At 68.3% G+C, this 16,711-nt stretch carries 12 protein-coding genes; 6 read left to right on the top strand and 6 right to left on the bottom strand.

The window, feature by feature from the left end:
* Positions 1 to 142 precede the first annotated feature (142 nt).
* Together IT306_17970 and ligA are read left to right on the top strand one after the other, a co-directional pair.
* Complete coding sequence (locus tag IT306_17970) at positions 143 to 1,270, top strand: hypothetical protein (protein MCC7370317.1); 1,128 nt, start codon at positions 143 to 145, stop codon at positions 1,268 to 1,270.
* Positions 1,271 to 1,545: 275 nt separating this feature from the next.
* Entirely contained in the window at positions 1,546 to 3,723 is a 2,178-nt protein-coding gene (ligA, locus tag IT306_17965) for an NAD-dependent DNA ligase LigA (GenBank protein ID MCC7370316.1), read from the top strand.
* 10 nt (positions 3,724 to 3,733) lie between these two features.
* Here the strand turns inward: ligA and IT306_17960 are convergent, their stop codons facing one another.
* Both IT306_17960 and IT306_17955 read right to left on the bottom strand, forming a co-directional pair.
* A complete protein-coding gene (locus tag IT306_17960; protein ID MCC7370315.1) occupies positions 3,734 to 4,303 on the bottom strand; it encodes a hypothetical protein in 570 nt (189 codons plus the stop codon).
* Positions 4,281 to 4,793, bottom strand: coding sequence for a hypothetical protein (locus IT306_17955; GenBank protein MCC7370314.1), 513 nt, complete (start codon positions 4,791 to 4,793; stop codon positions 4,281 to 4,283). The genes IT306_17960 and IT306_17955 overlap by 23 nt, the downstream gene beginning before the upstream one ends.
* Before the next feature lie 801 nt (positions 4,794 to 5,594).
* On the opposite strand from IT306_17955, the gene IT306_17950 reads away from it, so the two are divergent.
* The 3 genes from IT306_17950 (at position 5,595) to IT306_17940 (ending at position 11,875) form a co-directional block, all read left to right on the top strand.
* Positions 5,595 to 7,496: a HAMP domain-containing protein gene (locus IT306_17950; GenBank protein MCC7370313.1), complete on the top strand. Its 1,902-nt coding sequence runs from the start codon at positions 5,595 to 5,597 to the stop codon at positions 7,494 to 7,496.
* Positions 7,493 to 9,436: a response regulator gene (locus tag IT306_17945; GenBank protein MCC7370312.1), complete on the top strand. Its 1,944-nt coding sequence runs from the start codon at positions 7,493 to 7,495 to the stop codon at positions 9,434 to 9,436. The genes IT306_17950 and IT306_17945 overlap by 4 nt, the downstream gene beginning before the upstream one ends.
* 306 nt (positions 9,437 to 9,742) lie before the next feature.
* Positions 9,743 to 11,875, top strand: a complete 2,133-nt coding sequence (locus IT306_17940; protein MCC7370311.1) for an N-acetylmuramoyl-L-alanine amidase — start codon at positions 9,743 to 9,745, stop codon at positions 11,873 to 11,875.
* Positions 11,876 to 12,319: 444 nt separating this feature from the next.
* Here the strand turns inward: IT306_17940 and IT306_17935 are convergent, their stop codons facing one another.
* Both IT306_17935 and IT306_17930 read right to left on the bottom strand, forming a co-directional pair.
* Positions 12,320 to 13,711 carry a M20/M25/M40 family metallo-hydrolase gene (locus IT306_17935; GenBank protein MCC7370310.1) on the bottom strand — a complete coding sequence of 464 codons (1,392 nt, stop codon included), beginning with the start codon at positions 13,709 to 13,711 and terminating at the stop codon, positions 12,320 to 12,322.
* Positions 13,712 to 13,798: 87 nt separating this feature from the next.
* Positions 13,799 to 14,515 carry a haloacid dehalogenase type II gene (locus IT306_17930; protein MCC7370309.1) on the bottom strand — a complete coding sequence of 239 codons (717 nt, stop codon included), beginning with the start codon at positions 14,513 to 14,515 and terminating at the stop codon, positions 13,799 to 13,801.
* Here IT306_17930 and IT306_17925 point away from each other — a divergent pair.
* Positions 14,514 to 14,846 (top strand): hypothetical protein, encoded by a 333-nt coding sequence (locus tag IT306_17925; GenBank protein ID MCC7370308.1) that lies wholly within the window; start codon positions 14,514 to 14,516, stop codon positions 14,844 to 14,846. The two genes, IT306_17930 and IT306_17925, sit on opposite strands and share 2 nt — an antisense overlap.
* Before the next feature lie 77 nt (positions 14,847 to 14,923).
* Here IT306_17925 and IT306_17920 read toward each other — a convergent pair whose 3' ends face one another.
* Positions 14,924 to 16,387, bottom strand: coding sequence for an amidase (locus tag IT306_17920; protein MCC7370307.1), 1,464 nt, complete (start codon positions 16,385 to 16,387; stop codon positions 14,924 to 14,926).
* Complete coding sequence (locus IT306_17915; GenBank protein ID MCC7370306.1) at positions 16,384 to 16,641, bottom strand: hypothetical protein; 258 nt, start codon at positions 16,639 to 16,641, stop codon at positions 16,384 to 16,386. The genes IT306_17920 and IT306_17915 overlap by 4 nt, the downstream gene beginning before the upstream one ends.
* Between the last annotated feature and the right edge of the window lie 70 nt (positions 16,642 to 16,711).

Here is a 16,711-nt window from a genome sequence, read left to right as displayed (position 1 = left end):
GCAACGTAAGTGGAATGGGTCTGTAGCGCCGGTCACGGGGGTGGCGGGCGTACTATCGAGGTGAGATGCCCTCTGTCGTCGAGACGTGGGCTGGAGTGTGGCCCGGTGATGGCGATCTCCCCGCAGCATGACCTGCCTGCCGATGCGTGAGCGGCGTATCCTGAATGACACACTGAGCCGAGGTGCGGCGCCCGGTGCGTGGCTGTCGCAGCAGGGTGTCTGGGTACGGTTGCTGCTGGCCCTGGCGCTCCTCTCCGTCGTGCTGCCCTCGACCAACGTGTTCTCGCAGGTGGGGCCGGGCGCCAGCCTGACGGTGGTGCGCGGATCGGTGTCGGTGACGCGGCCGGATGGTACGGCCATCTACCCGGCCGGCACGGGCCTGACGCTGGCGCTTGGCGACGTCGTCGGTACGCTGGAGCGGACGCGGGCCATCGTCACGTTCTTCTCGGGGAGCGAGGTCGAGCTGGGGTCGAACACGACGATTGTGATTCGTCGGCTGGACCGCGACCTGCTCGACTCGGCCAATGTGACCGTCGAGCATCTGACGGGCATGTCCGTCATCCGGATCAATAACGGTCAGCCGGTGCGGGTGTTGTCCGACGACACGGTGGCGGTGGTCTACCGAGGTGAGGCCGGCCACGGCGTCGATCCGACCACGAACAACATCACGGTGGCGTGCGTCGATGGCGGCAGCAAGTGCTCGCCGAGCGGCGTAGCCTTCCCGGCGGAGACGGCCTTCCTGCCTGGCGCGGTGGCGCGGGTCATCACGGGCCGGGGCGACCGCATCGACTTCCGTGGTGCGCCGGGATCGTCGGTCTGGGACATTCTCGCGGAGGGCGGCGGGCTCGGTCAGTCTGAGGGCACGAGCACCACCCGGATCAAGTCCGGGCGGAACCAGGGCGACGACGACGAGGCGCAGAAGCCGCAGGGCACTCCCACGCCGACGTCGGCCCCAGCCACGCCGACCCCACCAGCGGGGACGCCTGGGCCGGCCTGCAACACGGCGGTTGCCACTGGCGGCACGAACTTGACGACGGTTCACAACCTTGGGCGCTCCAGCGGCACGTTGCACATCGACTGGGACTCGTTCCCGGCCGCGGACCAGTACCAGATCTTCTACGAGGGCGTCGAGATCCTGAATACGGGCCTCGTCTCCAACAGCGGCAGCGCCAACGTGCCGTTCGCGGGAACCTCGACGTTCATCCAGGTCACGGTGACAACTGGCCCGGGCAGCAACCAGTGGACGTACACCATCGCCTGCCTGCCCTGACAGGTGGGTCGTGAATCGAGGGTCGTGGGGCGTCGACCGAGGGCCATGGCGTGGCGTCAGTCGGCAGCCGCTGAACGGGTGCGCGCGTCGCTGACGCCTGAGCGCTGACGGCCGACGCCGCGTCCGCCCTGTGACGGGACTGGAAGTTGCTGGTGCATGCCCAGAACAGGTGTGCGGCGTAGAATCGGAGACGGGTAGGGAGACCAGCGGGTGAAGAGACCCGCGCAGGTAGCCCGTCAGCGCGGGCAGCCAGACCAGCAACAGGGAGCCGACGGGTGGTCCAGGACGAAGCGGCGGTCCAGCAGCGCGTCGAAACGCTGCGGCAGACGATCAACTACCACAACCATCGCTATCACGTCCTGGACGACCCGGAGATCTCCGACGGCGAGTACGACCTGCTGATGCGCGAGCTGCGGGCGCTCGAAGAGGAGCACCCGGAGCTGCAGTCGCCAGACTCGCCGACGCAGCGGGTCGGCGGCGCGCCTTCCAGTGAGTTCGGCGTCGTGGAGCACGCGGTCCCGATGCTCAGCCTCGCCAACGCCTTCGACGAGGCGTCCCTGCGGGCCTGGCATCAGCGAGCCAGCCGGCTGCTCGGGCGCGAGGTGACCGGCTTCGTGCTGGAGCCGAAAATCGACGGGCTGGCCGTCGCGCTGATCTACCGCGACGGGCGGCTGACCATCGGCGCGACGCGCGGCGACGGCCTGCGCGGCGACGACATCACGCCGAACATCCGCACGATCCGCAGCGTCCCGCTGACCCTCGCCGACAGCCCGCCGGAGCTGATCGAGGTGCGGGGCGAGGTCTATCTGACCCGGGCCGCCTTCGAGCGGATCAACGACGAGCGGGCGGCGGCCGGCCAGCCGCTGTTTATGAACCCCCGCAACTGCGCGGCCGGCTCGTTGCGCCAGTTGGACTCGCGGATCACGGCGACGCGCCCGCTGGACGTGTTCGTCTACGCCCTCGGCCAGATCTCCGAGAACGAGCCGCGCCACCATTGGGAAGCGCTCCAGCGCTTCCGCGAGCTGGGCTTCCGGACCAACCCGAACAACGCCCGCGTCGAGACCATCGACGAGCTGGTGGAGCAGATCGCGGCCTGGGAGCACCGCCGCGAGTCGCTGCCGTATGAGATCGACGGCGTGGTGGTGAAGATCGACGAGCTGGACGTGCAGCGTGAGCTGGGGGCTGTGGGGCGGGAGCCGCGCTGGGCCATCGCCTTCAAGTTCCCGCCGACGCAGGCGACCACCGTCCTGGAAGGCATCGAGGTCAACATCGGGCGGACGGGCGCCGTCAACCCGTACGCCGTGCTGACGCCCGTCAAGATCGCCGGGGTCACCATCAAGCGCGCGACCTTGCACAACGAGGATGATATCCGTCGCAAAGATATCCGGATCGGCGATACGGTTGTCGTCCACCGGGCCGGCGAGGTGATCCCCCAGGTCATCGGGCCGGTCCTCTCGAAGCGGCCGGCCGAGGCGCAGCCGTACTCGATTCCGGCCGTCTGCCCGGAGTGCGGCTCGCCGGTGGTGCGCCCTGAGGGCGAGGCGATGTCCTACTGCGGCGGCGGGATCGTGGTGTGCCCAGCGCAGCGCTGGCAGTGGCTCCAGTTGTACGTTGCGCGGGGGGCCATGGACATCGACCGGGTGGGCGAGAAGCTGCTGCTGACGCTGATGCAGCAGGGGCTGGTCAACGATCCGGCCGACCTCTACACGCTGACGAAGGAGCAGCTTGTCGGGCTGGAGCGGATGGCCGACAAGAGTGCCCAGAACGTCCTCACCTCGATCGAGGCGAGCAAGCAGCGGTCACTGGCGCGCCTGATCTGGGGGCTGAACGTCCGCCACGTCGGGGAGAAGGCCGGGCAGCTTCTGGCGGACCACTTCGGCTCGCTCGACGCGCTGATGGCGGCCAGCGAGGCAGACGTCAGCCAGATCGAGGGGATCGGCCCGACCATCGCCCAGAGCGTGGTGGCGTACTTCGCCAACCCGCAGTACCGTGAGGTCATCGAGAAGCTCACGGCGGCCGGCGTGCGCGTCATGGACGAGCCGAAGTCGGCGGCAGGCCTCGTGGAGGGGCCGCTCTCGGGGAAGAGCTTCGTGGTGACGGGGCGGCTTCAGCGGGCGACGCGCACGCAGATCGAGGGGCAGATCAAGGCGTTGGGCGGCGTGGTGCAGGACAGCGTCACCAAGAAGACCGACTACCTCGTCGTCGGGGAGGACGCCGGCTCGAAGCTGGCGAAGGCCCAGAAACTGGGTACGCGCATCCTGGACGAGGATCTCTTCGAGCGGCTGGCGGCGGGCGAGGCGCTGCCGGAGCCGGAGCCAGCCCCGGAGCCGGAGAAGCCGGCCAGGAAGCCGCGCGCGAAGAAGGGTGCGAAGGCCGCCGAGTCTGAGGAGGCTGCTGCGGACGCATCAGCGGAGGAGTCCGCGCAGCCAGCGTTGCCACTGACCTCCGCCTGACCGCCGTTGTCTACGAATCCTGAGCGTTGAGGGCAGCGAGCAGATCCTGCGTGAGCGCAGCACACGATGCGGCCACGGTTTCTGGATCGTCGCCAGGTCCAATGATGCTTGCGGCCAAGCTGGACCCACGTGATGAGGCGGTGCTGAAGAGCAACTCGAGGTAGGCCATTGCTTCAGCGGTACTGGAGGCGCTCAGCTCAGGTTCGCGGAGTCGTCGGAGCGCTGTGGCAAGATCATGTGTGGAAACGGCTGTAAGCAGACGGTAGATATCAAGCGCATCCTTCGGGCGCTGTTGACGAGCATCATCGAGACGTTCTGCGAGCTTGTGCAACTTCGCAACAAGCAAGGCTGCTGGCCCAGCAACGTTGACAGAGAGTTGACGTTTGTCGGCTGGATCAAGCGCAGCAAGTACCATCTCCTGATGGTCGGCGAGTGCTGCTTCCAGCCCTTTCGCCCTTCTGGCACTTCTGTTCCCATGCGGTTCAAGATGCGCGCTTCGGGAGCCGGGGCCGGCGAGTGCTTCGAGCAATACCCGCCGGGCGATCGCATAGAGCGGGTCAGGAGCGCCAGGCATCGTCATGTAGCGCCATCCAGTCGAGCAGGGCTTCCGCCTCGTCCCGTGAGCGACCGGGACCATTCCAGAGATCGGCTGCGACTTGTGAGGGTGCAGCATACTGGATGTCGTCGACGATTCGCATTCGATCAAAAACAACGGGATTGAATGGCTCCGCCAGGACGATATTCGCGCCGCGCTCAGCAGGGCGCAACGCGAGCACCTCAGCCGCCACATCAGGTCGCTCCACGTAGATGCTCAACAGACGCGGTGCAGCAACCGGTGCTATCACGCATGCCGCCATGGAGCCGGTGACGGCGTACCGCTGATCAGCCTGGCGCAGCTTCGCCAGCAGAGCGTTGAGGCCACGCGGTTCCAGGTATGTCGTAACGGTGTTGCCCTTCGTGAAGCTGTAGTCCTGGACCCATCGCTGGATCAAGTCTGCCCACTGCACATCCGTGACGGCCCCACCAGGAGCACGGATGATGAGCGCCTCGCGGTCGAGCAGGCCTAGCACCCGTGAAACGGACGCGATGGGCGTACGTGAGCGCTCTGCAAGTTCCTGAACACCGTATGGCGGGCGAAAATCGCAGAGTGCGCGGACAACACGTCCAGCAACAGCGCCCCGGAGTGTTCGGAGTGGCTCGTCACGCGGGGCCGACGTTGGATCATTCGCCGGTCCAGGTTCTCGAATAAAGAGCGCAGGATCTCTCAGCGAGATCTGTATGCCTCCAGCCATCGTCGTCTGTCCGACACCGAAGTCAGCGAGTAACGCTCGCGTACGTGGCGAGAGGTATGGCGCGACGACAATCGGCTGTTCCGTCGCATCTGGTCCCATCATCTGGCGGATTTGAGCGACGAGCGGCGCTACATCCTTCGGATCAAGGCGCTGCCGTACCTGAACCGGCACAGTTGCTGTGCGCCGATCTGGCGCACGAATGGTCAGTATCGCGTCCGCCCCAAAGTCAGCGGATGGGTTTGGTGCGGGCAGCACCTCAACCGACCACGATGACGGTATCCGTGTGATCAGGGCCGTCCGTAGTGTGTCGAGCAGTTTCTGCGTGCCCGTCCGCCATGCACCAGGTGGCATTTCCAGATTTCCATCATTTCCACATCATGTGAAACGGAGCATACTACGGAAAATGTGTCGATGCGCACCGTCCCGCATCCCGGACACACGCGAGCAGCCCGCGGGCAGCCTCCTCTACGCGAATATCGGACAGGGGACCCCCAGGTTCACGAGGAACGCACGTCAGATGTTCGTTACATGCCCGTCGCATTATCGCGCGGTAGCCGCCCAATACGATACACTGTCTTCATGGCGCTGCTGCAGGTTCAGGAACAACTCGGGCAGCCAGCTATGCGATTGCCAGGCTGGCGCATAAGTATCCGGGCGCGGCTGTTCCTGCTGGCGCTCGTCACGCTCAGCCCGCTCGTCGCCGTGCTGGCGTTTCAGGACTATTTCCATCTCGTTGCGGCTCGGCAACGCGCCGACGCCGATGCTGCCCGGCTGGCCATGATGAAGGCCGGCGACGTCGATCAGCACCTGCTCTCTATCGAGACCCAGCTTGCTGCTCTGCGCTCCGTGCTCTCGTCCAGGCCCGACGGCGTTGCTGCGAATACTGCCATCCTCGGCACGATCTTGCAGGACGTGCCGCCGTACGTTGAGGGGATCGCCGCGTACATGCGTGACGGCCAGCCATTGGGCGGCGCATGGCGCGACGACCTGGGGCAGCTTATCCCGCCTGCAAGCATTGACGATGCCATCATCGATGCCGCCACGACGCGCCGCCTCGTCATCGGACCGCCACTGATGGGCATCCCGAACCGGCCGTACGCTGTGCTGGCCTCGCGGCTGCTGGCCGACCGCAGCGGCGCCGAGATCGTCACGCTGCTGGCGATCCGGCCGGACCGGATGCCGCTGTTGACCGACGTGCGCGGCCTGCCCCGCGGCACCACCGTCTCGATTGTCGATGTGCGCGGCAACCTGCTGGCCCGGTCATCCGAGCCGGCTACTGGCGCGGCGGTGGCGCAAAACGTCGGCGCGACTCCTGTCCTGGGTTCGACGAACGCCCGCGCCGAGCTGGATCAGCGCGCCTCGACGGATGAGGACCGCGTCATCGGGTTTGCAGTGGCGGACCGAGCGCCGTGGGTGACCTACGTTGATGCGCCGGCCGAGGTGGCGCTGATCGCCGCGCGCACGGACTTCTACCGTGACCTGGTCATCGGCATCGTGATGCTGGTGCTGGCGCTGATGCTGGCGTGGCTGATCTCCGAGCGGATCACCGCGCCGATCCGGCAGTTGACGGCGGACGCTGTGGCCCTGGGCGCCGGGCAGTTGTCGCGGCGCAGCGCCGTGCAGACCGACGACGAGATCGGCATGCTGGCGACGGCCTTCAACGAGACGGCGGGGGCCATCGAGCATCTCGTGAGCAGCCTGCGCGCTACCCAGAACGAGCTGCGCGCCCTGAACGTCCACCTGGAGCAGCGTGTCAAGGACCGCACCGCTCAGCTGGCAGCCTTGAACAGCGAGCTGGAGTCGTTCTCGTTCTCCGTCTCGCACGACCTCCGGGCGCCGCTCCGCCGCATCGACCGGTTCAGCGTGGCGCTGATCGAGGACTACGGCGACCGGCTGGACGAGGAAGGCCGCCTGATGCTCGAACGGGTGTCCGTCGGCTGCGAGCAGATGAGCCAGCTCATCGACGATCTGCTGCGGCTCTCGCGCGTGAGCCGCACCGAGCTGACCTACCAGCGGGTCAACCTGGGGAGCATCGCGACGGAGATCGCCGCCGAGCTGCGGCAGGCCCATCCCGAGCAGCCGGTCGAGCTGGTCCTGGCGGAGGATGCCGCCGAACTGCTGACGGTTCACGGCGATCCCAGCCTGCTGCGGGTCGTGCTGCAAAACCTGCTGGCCAACGCCTGGAAGTTTACCCGGGGGAAAACCCATCCCCGCGTCGAATGTGGCGCCGTTCTTCAAGATGGCCAGAAGATATGCTATGTTCGTGACAACGGTGTCGGCTTCGATCCCACGAAAGCCGACAAGCTGTTCCGCGCATTCCAGCGCCTGCACGACGCCCACGACTTCGAGGGCACCGGTGTTGGCCTTGCGACGGTCCAGCGCATCGTACATCGGCATGGTGGGCGCGTTTGGGCTGACGGTAGTGTTGGCAGCGGCGCAACTTTCTGGTTTACTGTCCCTGACTGGCTCGAAGGGGGATGATCAGCATCGCTGCGACGCTCCGGGTCCTGATTGTCGAAGATTCCATTGACGATGTCCTGTTGCTGCAGCGGGAGCTGAAGCGCAGCGGGTACGGCACTGCCGTGCGCCGCGTCGAGAACGCGCCGGCGTTGGCGGCAGCCCTGGACGAGGCCGAGTGGGACGTTGTCCTGTGTGACTATGTTATTCCCGGCCTGGATATCATGGACGCGCTCCGCGAGGTGCAGAGACGCGGCCTGGATATCCCGTTCATCATCGTCTCGGGGCGTGTCGGCGAGGATGAGGCGGCCAGCGCCCTCAAGGCCGGCGCCCATGACTTCGTCACCAAGGAGCGGCTGCACCGGCTCGTGCCGTCCATCGAGCGCGAGCTTCGCGAGTCCGCCGAACGGGCGCGCCATCGTGCGGCCGAGCAGGCCCTACGCGAGAGCGAGGAGCGGTACCGGCTGCTGGTCGAGAGCATCCAGGACTACGCGATCTGCCTCGTGGACGCGGCCGGCTCGATCTCGTCCTGGAACGGCGGCGCGGAGCGCATTTTCGGATATGAAAGCGCTCACATCTGCGGCAGTCACTTCTCGCGGCTGTTCCGGGTGCTCGAGGGAACCCAGAACCTGCCAACCCAGATCCTCGACGCGGCCGGCCGTGTTGGCTCCTACGAGTCTGAGGTCTGGTGTACGCGGGCGGACGGCTCGGCGCTGCTGGCCAGCATCCTGCTGACGGCCGTCCGCACCGGCGACGGCGACCTGCGCGGCTACACGCTGGTCTGCCGGGACATCACCGAGCAGATGCGCATCGCCGAAGAGCGGATGCAGTCCCAGAAGCTCGAAGTGATCGGGCGGCTGGCCGGCAGCGTGGCGCACGACTTCAACAACCTGCTGACCATCGTCAGCGGGTTCACCGAGCTGCTGCAGCAGTCGATCCCGCCGGACGAGACCCACCAGATGTACCTGGACGAGATCACGAAGGCGTCGAATCAGGCCGCCTCGCTGACGCAGCAACTGCTGGCATTCGGTCGGCGGCAGTTGCTCCAGCCGAAGGTCATCGACCTGAACGAGGTCATCGGCGGCATGGAGACGATGCTGCGGCGGCTGATCGGCGAGAACCTGGAGCTGGTGACACAATCAGCGGCAGCGCCCAGCCTGGTGCGGGCGGACGAGGTCCAGATCCAGCAGGCGCTGCTGAACCTGGTCATCAACGCCCGCGACGCGATGCCCGTTGGCGGCTGCGTCACCATCGCCACCAGCATCGCCGAGGAGGCGTTCGGCTCGGATCGCGAGGTCATCCCCGTGGTCACGCTGTCGGTGTCGGACACCGGGCAGGGGATGGACGAGCAGACCATCTCGCGGATCTTCGAGCCGTTCTTCACGACGAAGGAGATCGGCAAGGGGTCGGGGCTGGGGCTGGCGACGGTGGATGGCATCGTGGCGCAGAGCGGGGGCCGCATCCGGGTCGAAAGCCAGCTCGGGCAGGGGACGACGTTCACCATCGTGCTGCCGCTGACGGACGACGACAGCGTCTCGGGCGACAAGTCTGGCGGCCCGACAGCAGCGGCGAGCGGCTCCGAGACGGTGCTGCTGGTGGAAGACGAGCCGGCGCTGCGGCGGCTCAGCCGCCGGGTGCTGGCCCAGTTCGGGTACACCGTCATGGAAGCGCCGAACGGCGAAGAGGCGCTCAAGCTGGCCGAAGCGTATGAGGGGCCGATCCACCTCGTGCTGACCGACGTGGTGATGCCACGCATGAGCGGCAGCGACCTGGCGACGCATGTCCGCGAGAGTCATCCAGAGGCGCGCATCCTGTTCATGAGCGGCTACACCGACGACGCGGTGGTGCAGCACGGCGTCCAGACGCAGGAAGTGTCGCTGCTGCGGAAGCCGTTCACGCCGTACGCGCTGGCCGCCCGGGTGCGCGAGGTGCTGGATCGCGTGGCAGTGATCGCAGGCGAGTAACAGTCGTCAGGACAGCGCGGCGGTCGGGTCGGGGCTTGAAAGCCCCGCCTACCATCCTGCAGTCGCTTCGCGACGCTCCAGGCTCACCTGTTGCCGCTGCTCCCGGCGTCCGTCGCGCAGCGACGGAATGACTGTAGACGGGGGTTTCAACCCCCGACTGCGCGTTTCATGGCGTTTCGGAAACATCACCGAACGTGCAATCGTCCTGGCGTGGCGCTCAGCCGAGTTGACGGAAATCGCGCGGCCCGCTACCCTCCCGCCCGACCGAGTTGACCGGTCGCCGTGGGCGATGTCGGAGGGAGTGCCATGCCGTCAAGGATCACACGCCGCGCCTTTGTGGGGTGGCTGACGCGCAGTGCGTCGGCCGGAGCGGCGCTCGGGCTGCTCGGCGCCGGGATGGGGACGGCCGGCGTCGCCAGGGCGGCAAGGCTCCGGCCGGGCGATGCGCCCGACGCCGAACGGACGCCAGTGCAAGAGGCGGCCCGCGAGACAGGACATGAGACGGCACCTGAGACGGCGGCGGATGCTGACGGGCCGGTCCGTGTGCGGATGGCCGACCTGGTGCTGGAGGGGCGAGCGTTGCGGGCCGGGCAGGCTGACGGCGTCCGGCTTCCGAGCCAGGGCGGTGATGCCTGGAGTCTGACCGCCGAGCGGCCCGGCGGCGTCTATGTGACCACGCCGCGGCAGGCGGAGTTTCCCTGCTCGCATGTGGGGGTTCACTGGCGCACAGACGGCGGCGATCAGGCTGGTTTGCGCGTGGAGCTACGCGCGAGCCGTGACGGGCAGGCCTGGACATCCTGGCGGCCGGTCCTGCCGGAGAGTCACGGCGTCGAGCGGGCTGGGGACGTCCCAGGGCAGCGCACGTTTGGGGCGGTACACGGGGTGCGGCTGGCGCAGACGTTCCAGGTGCGGTTGACGTTCGGGGAGGCCGGGCCAGAGCAGGCATCGGTGAGCGGGATCACGCTGACGTGCCTGGACAGCCGCCGGGCAGCGGAGGGGCGTCCGAGCGCCCTCATTCCGGTCCCCTCCCAGCGGGAGCCGTTGGCGCTGCGGGCGGGGTTGACGGGCTTTCTGGATCGGGTGGTGACGCGGGAGGCCTGGGGCGCTGACGAGTCGCTGCGGTTCAAGGATGGCGAGGAGGTCTGGCCGACGGCCTTCGTGACGCCGTCGCTGCTGGTGGTCCATCACACGGCTGGCGATCATGACATCACCGATCCCGAGGCCGAGGTCCGTGCGATCTACGCCTACCATGCCGTCACCCAGGGCTGGGGCGACATTGGCTACAACCTGCTGATCGACAGCAGCGGGCGCGTCTACGAGGGCCGGCGCGGGCGTGATCCAGGCAGTCGGGGCCAGCGGGAGATCGTCGGTGAGGGCGTCGTGGCGGGGCACGCGCTCGACTACAACTACGGCTCGGCTGGCGTGGCGCTGCTGGGCAACTATCAGGTGCGCCAGCCCAGCACGGCCACGATCGACACGCTGGTGGAGACGCTGACGTTCCTGGCGTTCCGCTACGGCATCGATCCGACGACGGTGGCAGCCTATCCGCGTGCTCGCAGCGACGGCACAGTGATGTGGCGCGACAGCATGAACGCGGTCTCCGGGCACCGCGACTGCCTCCCGACGGAGTGCCCTGGCGACAACGTCTATCCGCTGCTGGCTGGCGTGCGGCAGCGGGTGGAGGAGGCGCTCGGCGGGCGGACGCCGGGCGTCCGGATCACCCGTGGCCCGGCTGACCGCAACGCCTGGCCTGGCGATCTGGTCTTTGGCTGGGAAGCTGACAGCGAGACAGCCGAGGTCAGCACGCGGCTGGCCGGCTGGATCAGGATGCCCGGCTCGGACAAGATCGTCCCCGCCAGCGGCTACACCGACGACGAGCGGCCGGCCTGGGAGCCGTGGACTGGCCAACGCGATCTGAGCGTGGCGCTGCCACCCAATGCGCGAGGCGTCTACACCCTGTTCGTGCGGGCGCGGAGCGCCGGCGGCGAGATCGGGCGGACGGTGGCGCACTGGCACGTGGCCGTGGACCGTCACGCCGTGCTGGACGACACCGATGCTCTGCGGACACGCCATGAGGGTGTGTGGACGCGGAGTCGGGCGGTCCTGGGTTACTACGGCTCGGGGTATCAGGTGGCCGAGGCCGGCCAGGAGGAGGCGCTGTTCCGCTGGCAACTGGCCGTCCCCGAGGCGGGTGCGTATCAGGTACAAGCAAGCTGGACCGAGGGCGAGGATCGTTCGGCCGAGGCGGTGTACCACGTGAGCCAGGGCGGCCAGCCACTCGGCGAGGCGACGGTCAGCCAGCAGGAGCGCGGGGGCCGCTGGGTGACGCTGCTGACAGCGGCGCTTGCGGCGGGGGCGCCGTGCGTCGTGGAGCTGGCCGGCTCTGAGGATGGGGCCGTCGTGGCGGACGCGGTGCGGCTGGTGCAGGTACCGGACTGACGGGGCAGGACTCCCGTCTCACCCGCTGCCTCGTCCACTGAAGGGTTTCGGGGCGTGTCGTTTCAGTCAGAGCGAGACCGTCTTCCCGTGCAAAGCGTGCAGGGGTCGCCGCCATCATTCTATGCGAAGAATGCAACATCCCATGTCATCCTGAGCGAAGCGAAGGACCTCACCCGCTGACCGTCGAGTGTCGCGCCAGCGGGTGAGATCCTTCGTTGCGCTCGCAAGCTCGCTTCACTCAGGATGACATGGTTGCCTGTGTGCAGCGCTCCGGCCCGGCGGCCACGCGCTGCTGTGGTTGCCTGTGTGCAGCGCTCCGGCCCGGCGGCCACGCGCTCTGACAGCGGTGCCTGTGTGCGGTGCTCCGGCCCGGCGGCCTGTTGCGCTGTGGAATCTGGCCGCCCCTGAAGCACCAGTGGAGCGAGCGGGACGCAGGATTACCGGCTACCGGGCAGGCGCGTGGGCGTTGGCAAGCTCCTCGTAGACGGTGGCGGCGATCTTGATGCTGCCGTAGAAGCGGCTCAATTCGAGATTCTCGTTGGGGGCGTGGTTGGCCTCGTCGGCGTTGGCGTACGGCACCTTCACCAGCGGCAGCCCAAGATCACGCGTGAAGGCGTAGTCCGGCAGGCTGCCGCCACTGGCCGGGAAGATCAGCGGGCGCTCGCCGAGGGTCCGCTCGACAGCCCGCGCCACCACCTGCACGTACGGATCGTCCACCGGGGTCCGGGACGGCTCCATCGAGCCACCACGCCGCACCGTGACGTTCGGGGCGTGCTTCTGGACGTGCCGGACGACCTTCTCGTAGATGTCGTCGGCGCGCTGATCGACGACGAGCCGCAGGTCCATCTTGACCACGGCCTTCGCCGGGATGATCGTCTTCATGCCCTGGCCGGAGTAGCCGGAGCTGAAGCCATTGATGTTCACCGTGGGGTGGAACATGATCCGGTCGAAGAAGGGCGTCTCGCCGTGCGGAGCGAGCTGCGGAATGCCGTGTTCCTCCAGGTAGGCGGGGATGTCCATCGGCAGGGCGTTGACGGCGTCGCGCTCGGCCTTGCCGACGGGCCGCACGTCGTCCTCGAAGCCCTCGATCAGGATGCGGCCGTCCGCGGCGCGCATCGAGGCCAGCAGGTGGACAAGCTCCCAGGCCGGATTGGGGATCAGGTTGCCGCCGTGGCCGGAGTGGTAGTCGCGGTGGGTGCCGTGGGCCTCCAGCTCGATGGAGAGGACACCGCGCACGCCGAGCGAGATCGTCTGCTTGCCGCTCTCGTGGACGGGGCCGTCCGAGAGGTAGACCATGTCCGCCGCCAGACGATCCCTGTTGTCGCGGCAGAACTGGGCCAGATGGGGGCTGCCGCTCTCCTCCTCGCCCTCGAAGATGAAGGTGATGTTGAGCGGTGGGCCGCCCGCGACCTCCTTCCAGGCGCGGTAGGCCAGCAACTGCGCGAGCAACTGGCCCTTGTTGTCGCCAGTGCCGCGCCCCCAGAGGCGTCCGTCGCGGATGGTCGGCTCGAAGGGCGGGCTGAGCCAGGCGTCGAGCGGATCGACCGGTTGCACGTCGTAGTGGCCGTAGACCAGGATGGTCGGGGCGCCCGGGACGGCCACGCCCTTGCCGATGATGACCGGCTGGCCGGCCGACGGTACGATCTCGGTCTCGATGCCGTCGGCGCGCATCATCCCCGCCAGCAGCTCGGCGCACTCCCGCACGCCGACGTTCTGCGCGCTGATGCTCGGCTGACGCACCAGCGTCTTCAACTGCTCCAGCATCTCATCCTGGTGGGCGTCCACGTAGGCCCAGACGGCATTGAGCTGGCTCGGCGTGCCTGTTGCTGTGCTCATCAGTCTGCTCCGCGCCCCGACGCACGAGGCGTTGTCGATGCTGAAGATGGTGCCGGATCGGCGGTGCAGATGGTCAGACGGCTTCGATCAGCCTGCGCCGGTCAGGCGCGAGGCTAGCTCCTGGAAGTCGGCCACGATCAGGTCGGGCGGGTACGTGGTATTGCCGAATGGCCGCTTGCGCCGATCCACGAACACGGCGCGCATCCCGAACGCCTTCGCGCCGACGCAGTCGAAGGTGTGATTGGCGACGAAGGCGACCTGCTCCGGGCGGACGTGTACCCGCTCGCAGGCCGTGCGGTAGGTGGCGACGTGCGGCTTGAAGCTGCCCGCCTCGGCCACCGAGATGACATGGTCGAACAGGTGGGCCGTCCCCGAGTAGGCCACCCCCCGTTCGAGCATGTCGGGATCGCCGTTGGAGAGGATGACGAGCTTCAGGCCGTGCTGCTTCAGCAGGGAGAGCGCCGCCACGACATCCGGGAACGGCTTGAGCCGCTCGATGGCGCTCACCAGCGCGGCGACCTCGTCGGGCGTGTGCGGGATGCCGGCCCGTTCGAGGGTGTAGTCCACGGCCTGGAACCCGATCTGCCGGTACGGCGTGTGCTCGCGGTGGAGCAGGGCGTCGATCATCGAGGCCTCGAAGTGGGTGCGCCGCCACCACGTCACGACGCGGCCCGGGTCGAGCGACGAGCCTTTGGCCTGGAGGTACGGCGCGATCGCCTCGGTCAGGCCGCGCTGCATATCGACGACGGTGCCGTAGAAGTCGAACATGGCGGTCGTGACGCTCGCGAGCGGATCGTTGGTCATGTTGCGCCCTCCAGACCGGCCAAAGCAGAAGCAGCCCTGGCCTCGGTGTTTCGCGCGGATCGTCAGGCTGGCGCTGGTGGCGGTACTCATCGTCGGCACGGCGCTGCTGCAAGTATCCACCCCGGCCAGCAGTCAGGCCAGCCCGACCAGGATCGTGCTGCTGGACCCGGCTGCGACGTACCTCGTGGCGACGACGGACTTCCAGGCGAAGATTGCGCCCGGCTACAGCGACCTGTTCAAGCAGGCGGCCAGCGTCAGCGACACGGGCATCATCGTCAACGACCTGATGACGGAGACGCTGCGGTCGGCGCGGCGCTCGACGGCCGGGTGAAGCAGGTGGCGCGAAAGGCTTTGCCGCCGGCCCCGGGGGTGAGGTACCCCCAGGGGTCGGGGGGTGAGGTTGCCGGCTCAGGCCCGCGGGGTCCAGCCGGCCGGGTTTGGGCGGCGGGTGTGCCAGGGGGTGACCCGCTCGTAGGCCCGCGCGATCCGCAGCACCGTCGCGTCGTCGAACGGCCGCCCGACGATCTGCAGGGAGATCGGCAGGCCCTCGCGGCTGAACCCGCTCGGCAGCACGCAGGCCGGCAGCCCGACGAGGTTCCAGATGTTGGTGTAGCGCGAGGCCGCGCGCACCAGCTCGACCGGGGTCGGATCGGCCGGGAAGGGAGTGGCCGGCTCGGCCTGCCCCGGGAAGAGCAGCGCATCGACCTCCCGCAGCAGCCCGGCGATCTCCCGCCCCAGCCGCGCCCGCAGCCGCTGCGCCCGCACGAAGTCCCCGGCTGGTGTGAGGGCGCTGGCCAGCATCAGCAGGCGTGTCGGCCGGCGGTAGTGCTCCGGCTGCTCGCGGAGCAGGTCGCGGTGGTACTCGTACATCTCGGCCAGCAGCGCGCCCCAGATGCCCTGCGCCTGGTCGAGCGTCGGCGCATCCACCTCCACCAGCCGGGCGCCCTGCCGCTCAAGCTCGGCGTAGGCCGCGTAGGTGGCCGCTTTCACGTCGGGGTCGATGCCCGGCCAGTCCAGGTAGAAGCGGCGCAGCACGCCGAACGTCATGCCGCGAACGCCGTTCTCCAGCTCGCGGGTGTAGCTGGGAGGCCGCGTGTTGGAGGATGAGGCGTCGCCAGGATCGTAGCGGGCGATGGCCTGGAGGAGGACCGCCGCGTCCCAGACGCTCCTGGTCATCGGTCCGACGTGATCCAGTCCCCAGCACTGGGGCAGCACGTTGCGCCGCGTGACCAGCCCGTACGACGGCTTGTGCCCGACGAGGCCGCACAAGGCGGCCGGCCCACGGATCGAGCCGCCGGTGTCCGAGCCGAGCGCACCCGCGCAGAGGCCGGCCGACGCCGCCACCCCCGAGCCGGAGGACGAGCCGCCCGTCACCCGCTCGACGTTCCAGGGGTTACGGCCCGTCGGGAAGGGGCCGTCCGTCAGCGAGCCGTCGGTGGCCGCCCGCCCAAACGCGAACTCGTGCATGGTGAGCTTGCCGAGCATCACCGCCCCGGCCTCGTCCAGCTTCGTGACGATGGGCGAGTCTTCTTCGGCGATGTGGTGGGCGAAGACCTGCGAGCCGCCGGTCAGGCGCACGCCCTTGACGGCGATGAGGTCTTTGAGGGCGACCGGGACGCCGTGGAGCGGCCCCCGGCGCTCGCCCCGGGCAAGCTCGGCGTCGGCCTGCCGGGCCTGGGCCAGTGCCCGCTCGGCGGTGACGGTGATGTAGCCCTGGAGGACGCCATCGAACTGGGCGATGCGGTCCAGGTACGCCTGCGTCGCCTCGACGGACGAGACCCGCCGCGCGCGGATCGTCTCCGAGACACCTTTGAGGTCGAGGTCGGTCAGGGCGTCGGTGGCGGGGAGACCGGGTAGCGGTTGGGCGCTCATGAGACCCCTCCGCCCCACTGGGCTGGCTTCTGTGTGTACGACGGCTCCTCTTCAAGGCGGAGATCGGCCTCGCGGAGCCGCTGGCGAATGGGAACCAGGGCCGACCACAACCCAAACAGGGCGGCGCGGTCCTCAGCGCTGACGATGAGTGCGGCGGCGCGGACTTCGGCCTCGAACTGACCTTCGAGCGCGTGCGGGGACAGCCCGCCTGTGGACTGTCCGCCCGTGGGCTGGCCTGCTGACGACTGGCTCACCGAGCACCTCCAGGAGCGGAGTGTGCTGGCAGGGTACCCCGGATGCCCTCGGCCCGGGTACGATGGAGCG

It is taken from the genome of Chloroflexota bacterium (assembly GCA_020850535.1).
Taxonomy (GTDB): domain Bacteria; phylum Chloroflexota; class UBA6077; order UBA6077; family JACCZL01; genus JADZEM01.
The sequence above is the reverse complement of the archived record's forward strand: the minus strand, read 5'-3'. Positions and strand labels throughout refer to the sequence as shown.

Coding starts and splice junctions, on each gene's coding strand:
- IT306_17930 (MCC7370309.1), bottom strand. CDS start 14,515: ATGACCAACGATCCGCTCGCGAGCGTCACGACCGCCATGTTCGACTTC.
- IT306_17940 (MCC7370311.1), top strand. CDS start 9,743: ATGCCGTCAAGGATCACACGCCGCGCCTTTGTGGGGTGGCTGACGCGC.
- IT306_17960 (MCC7370315.1), bottom strand. CDS start 4,303: ATGACGATGCCTGGCGCTCCTGACCCGCTCTATGCGATCGCCCGGCGG.
- IT306_17945 (MCC7370312.1), top strand. CDS start 7,493: ATGATCAGCATCGCTGCGACGCTCCGGGTCCTGATTGTCGAAGATTCC.
- IT306_17935 (MCC7370310.1), bottom strand. CDS start 13,711: ATGAGCACAGCAACAGGCACGCCGAGCCAGCTCAATGCCGTCTGGGCC.
- IT306_17925 (MCC7370308.1), top strand. CDS start 14,514: ATGTTGCGCCCTCCAGACCGGCCAAAGCAGAAGCAGCCCTGGCCTCGG.
- IT306_17920 (MCC7370307.1), bottom strand. CDS start 16,387: ATGAGCGCCCAACCGCTACCCGGTCTCCCCGCCACCGACGCCCTGACC.
- IT306_17970 (MCC7370317.1), top strand. CDS start 143: ATGCGTGAGCGGCGTATCCTGAATGACACACTGAGCCGAGGTGCGGCG.
- IT306_17950 (MCC7370313.1), top strand. CDS start 5,595: ATGGCGCTGCTGCAGGTTCAGGAACAACTCGGGCAGCCAGCTATGCGA.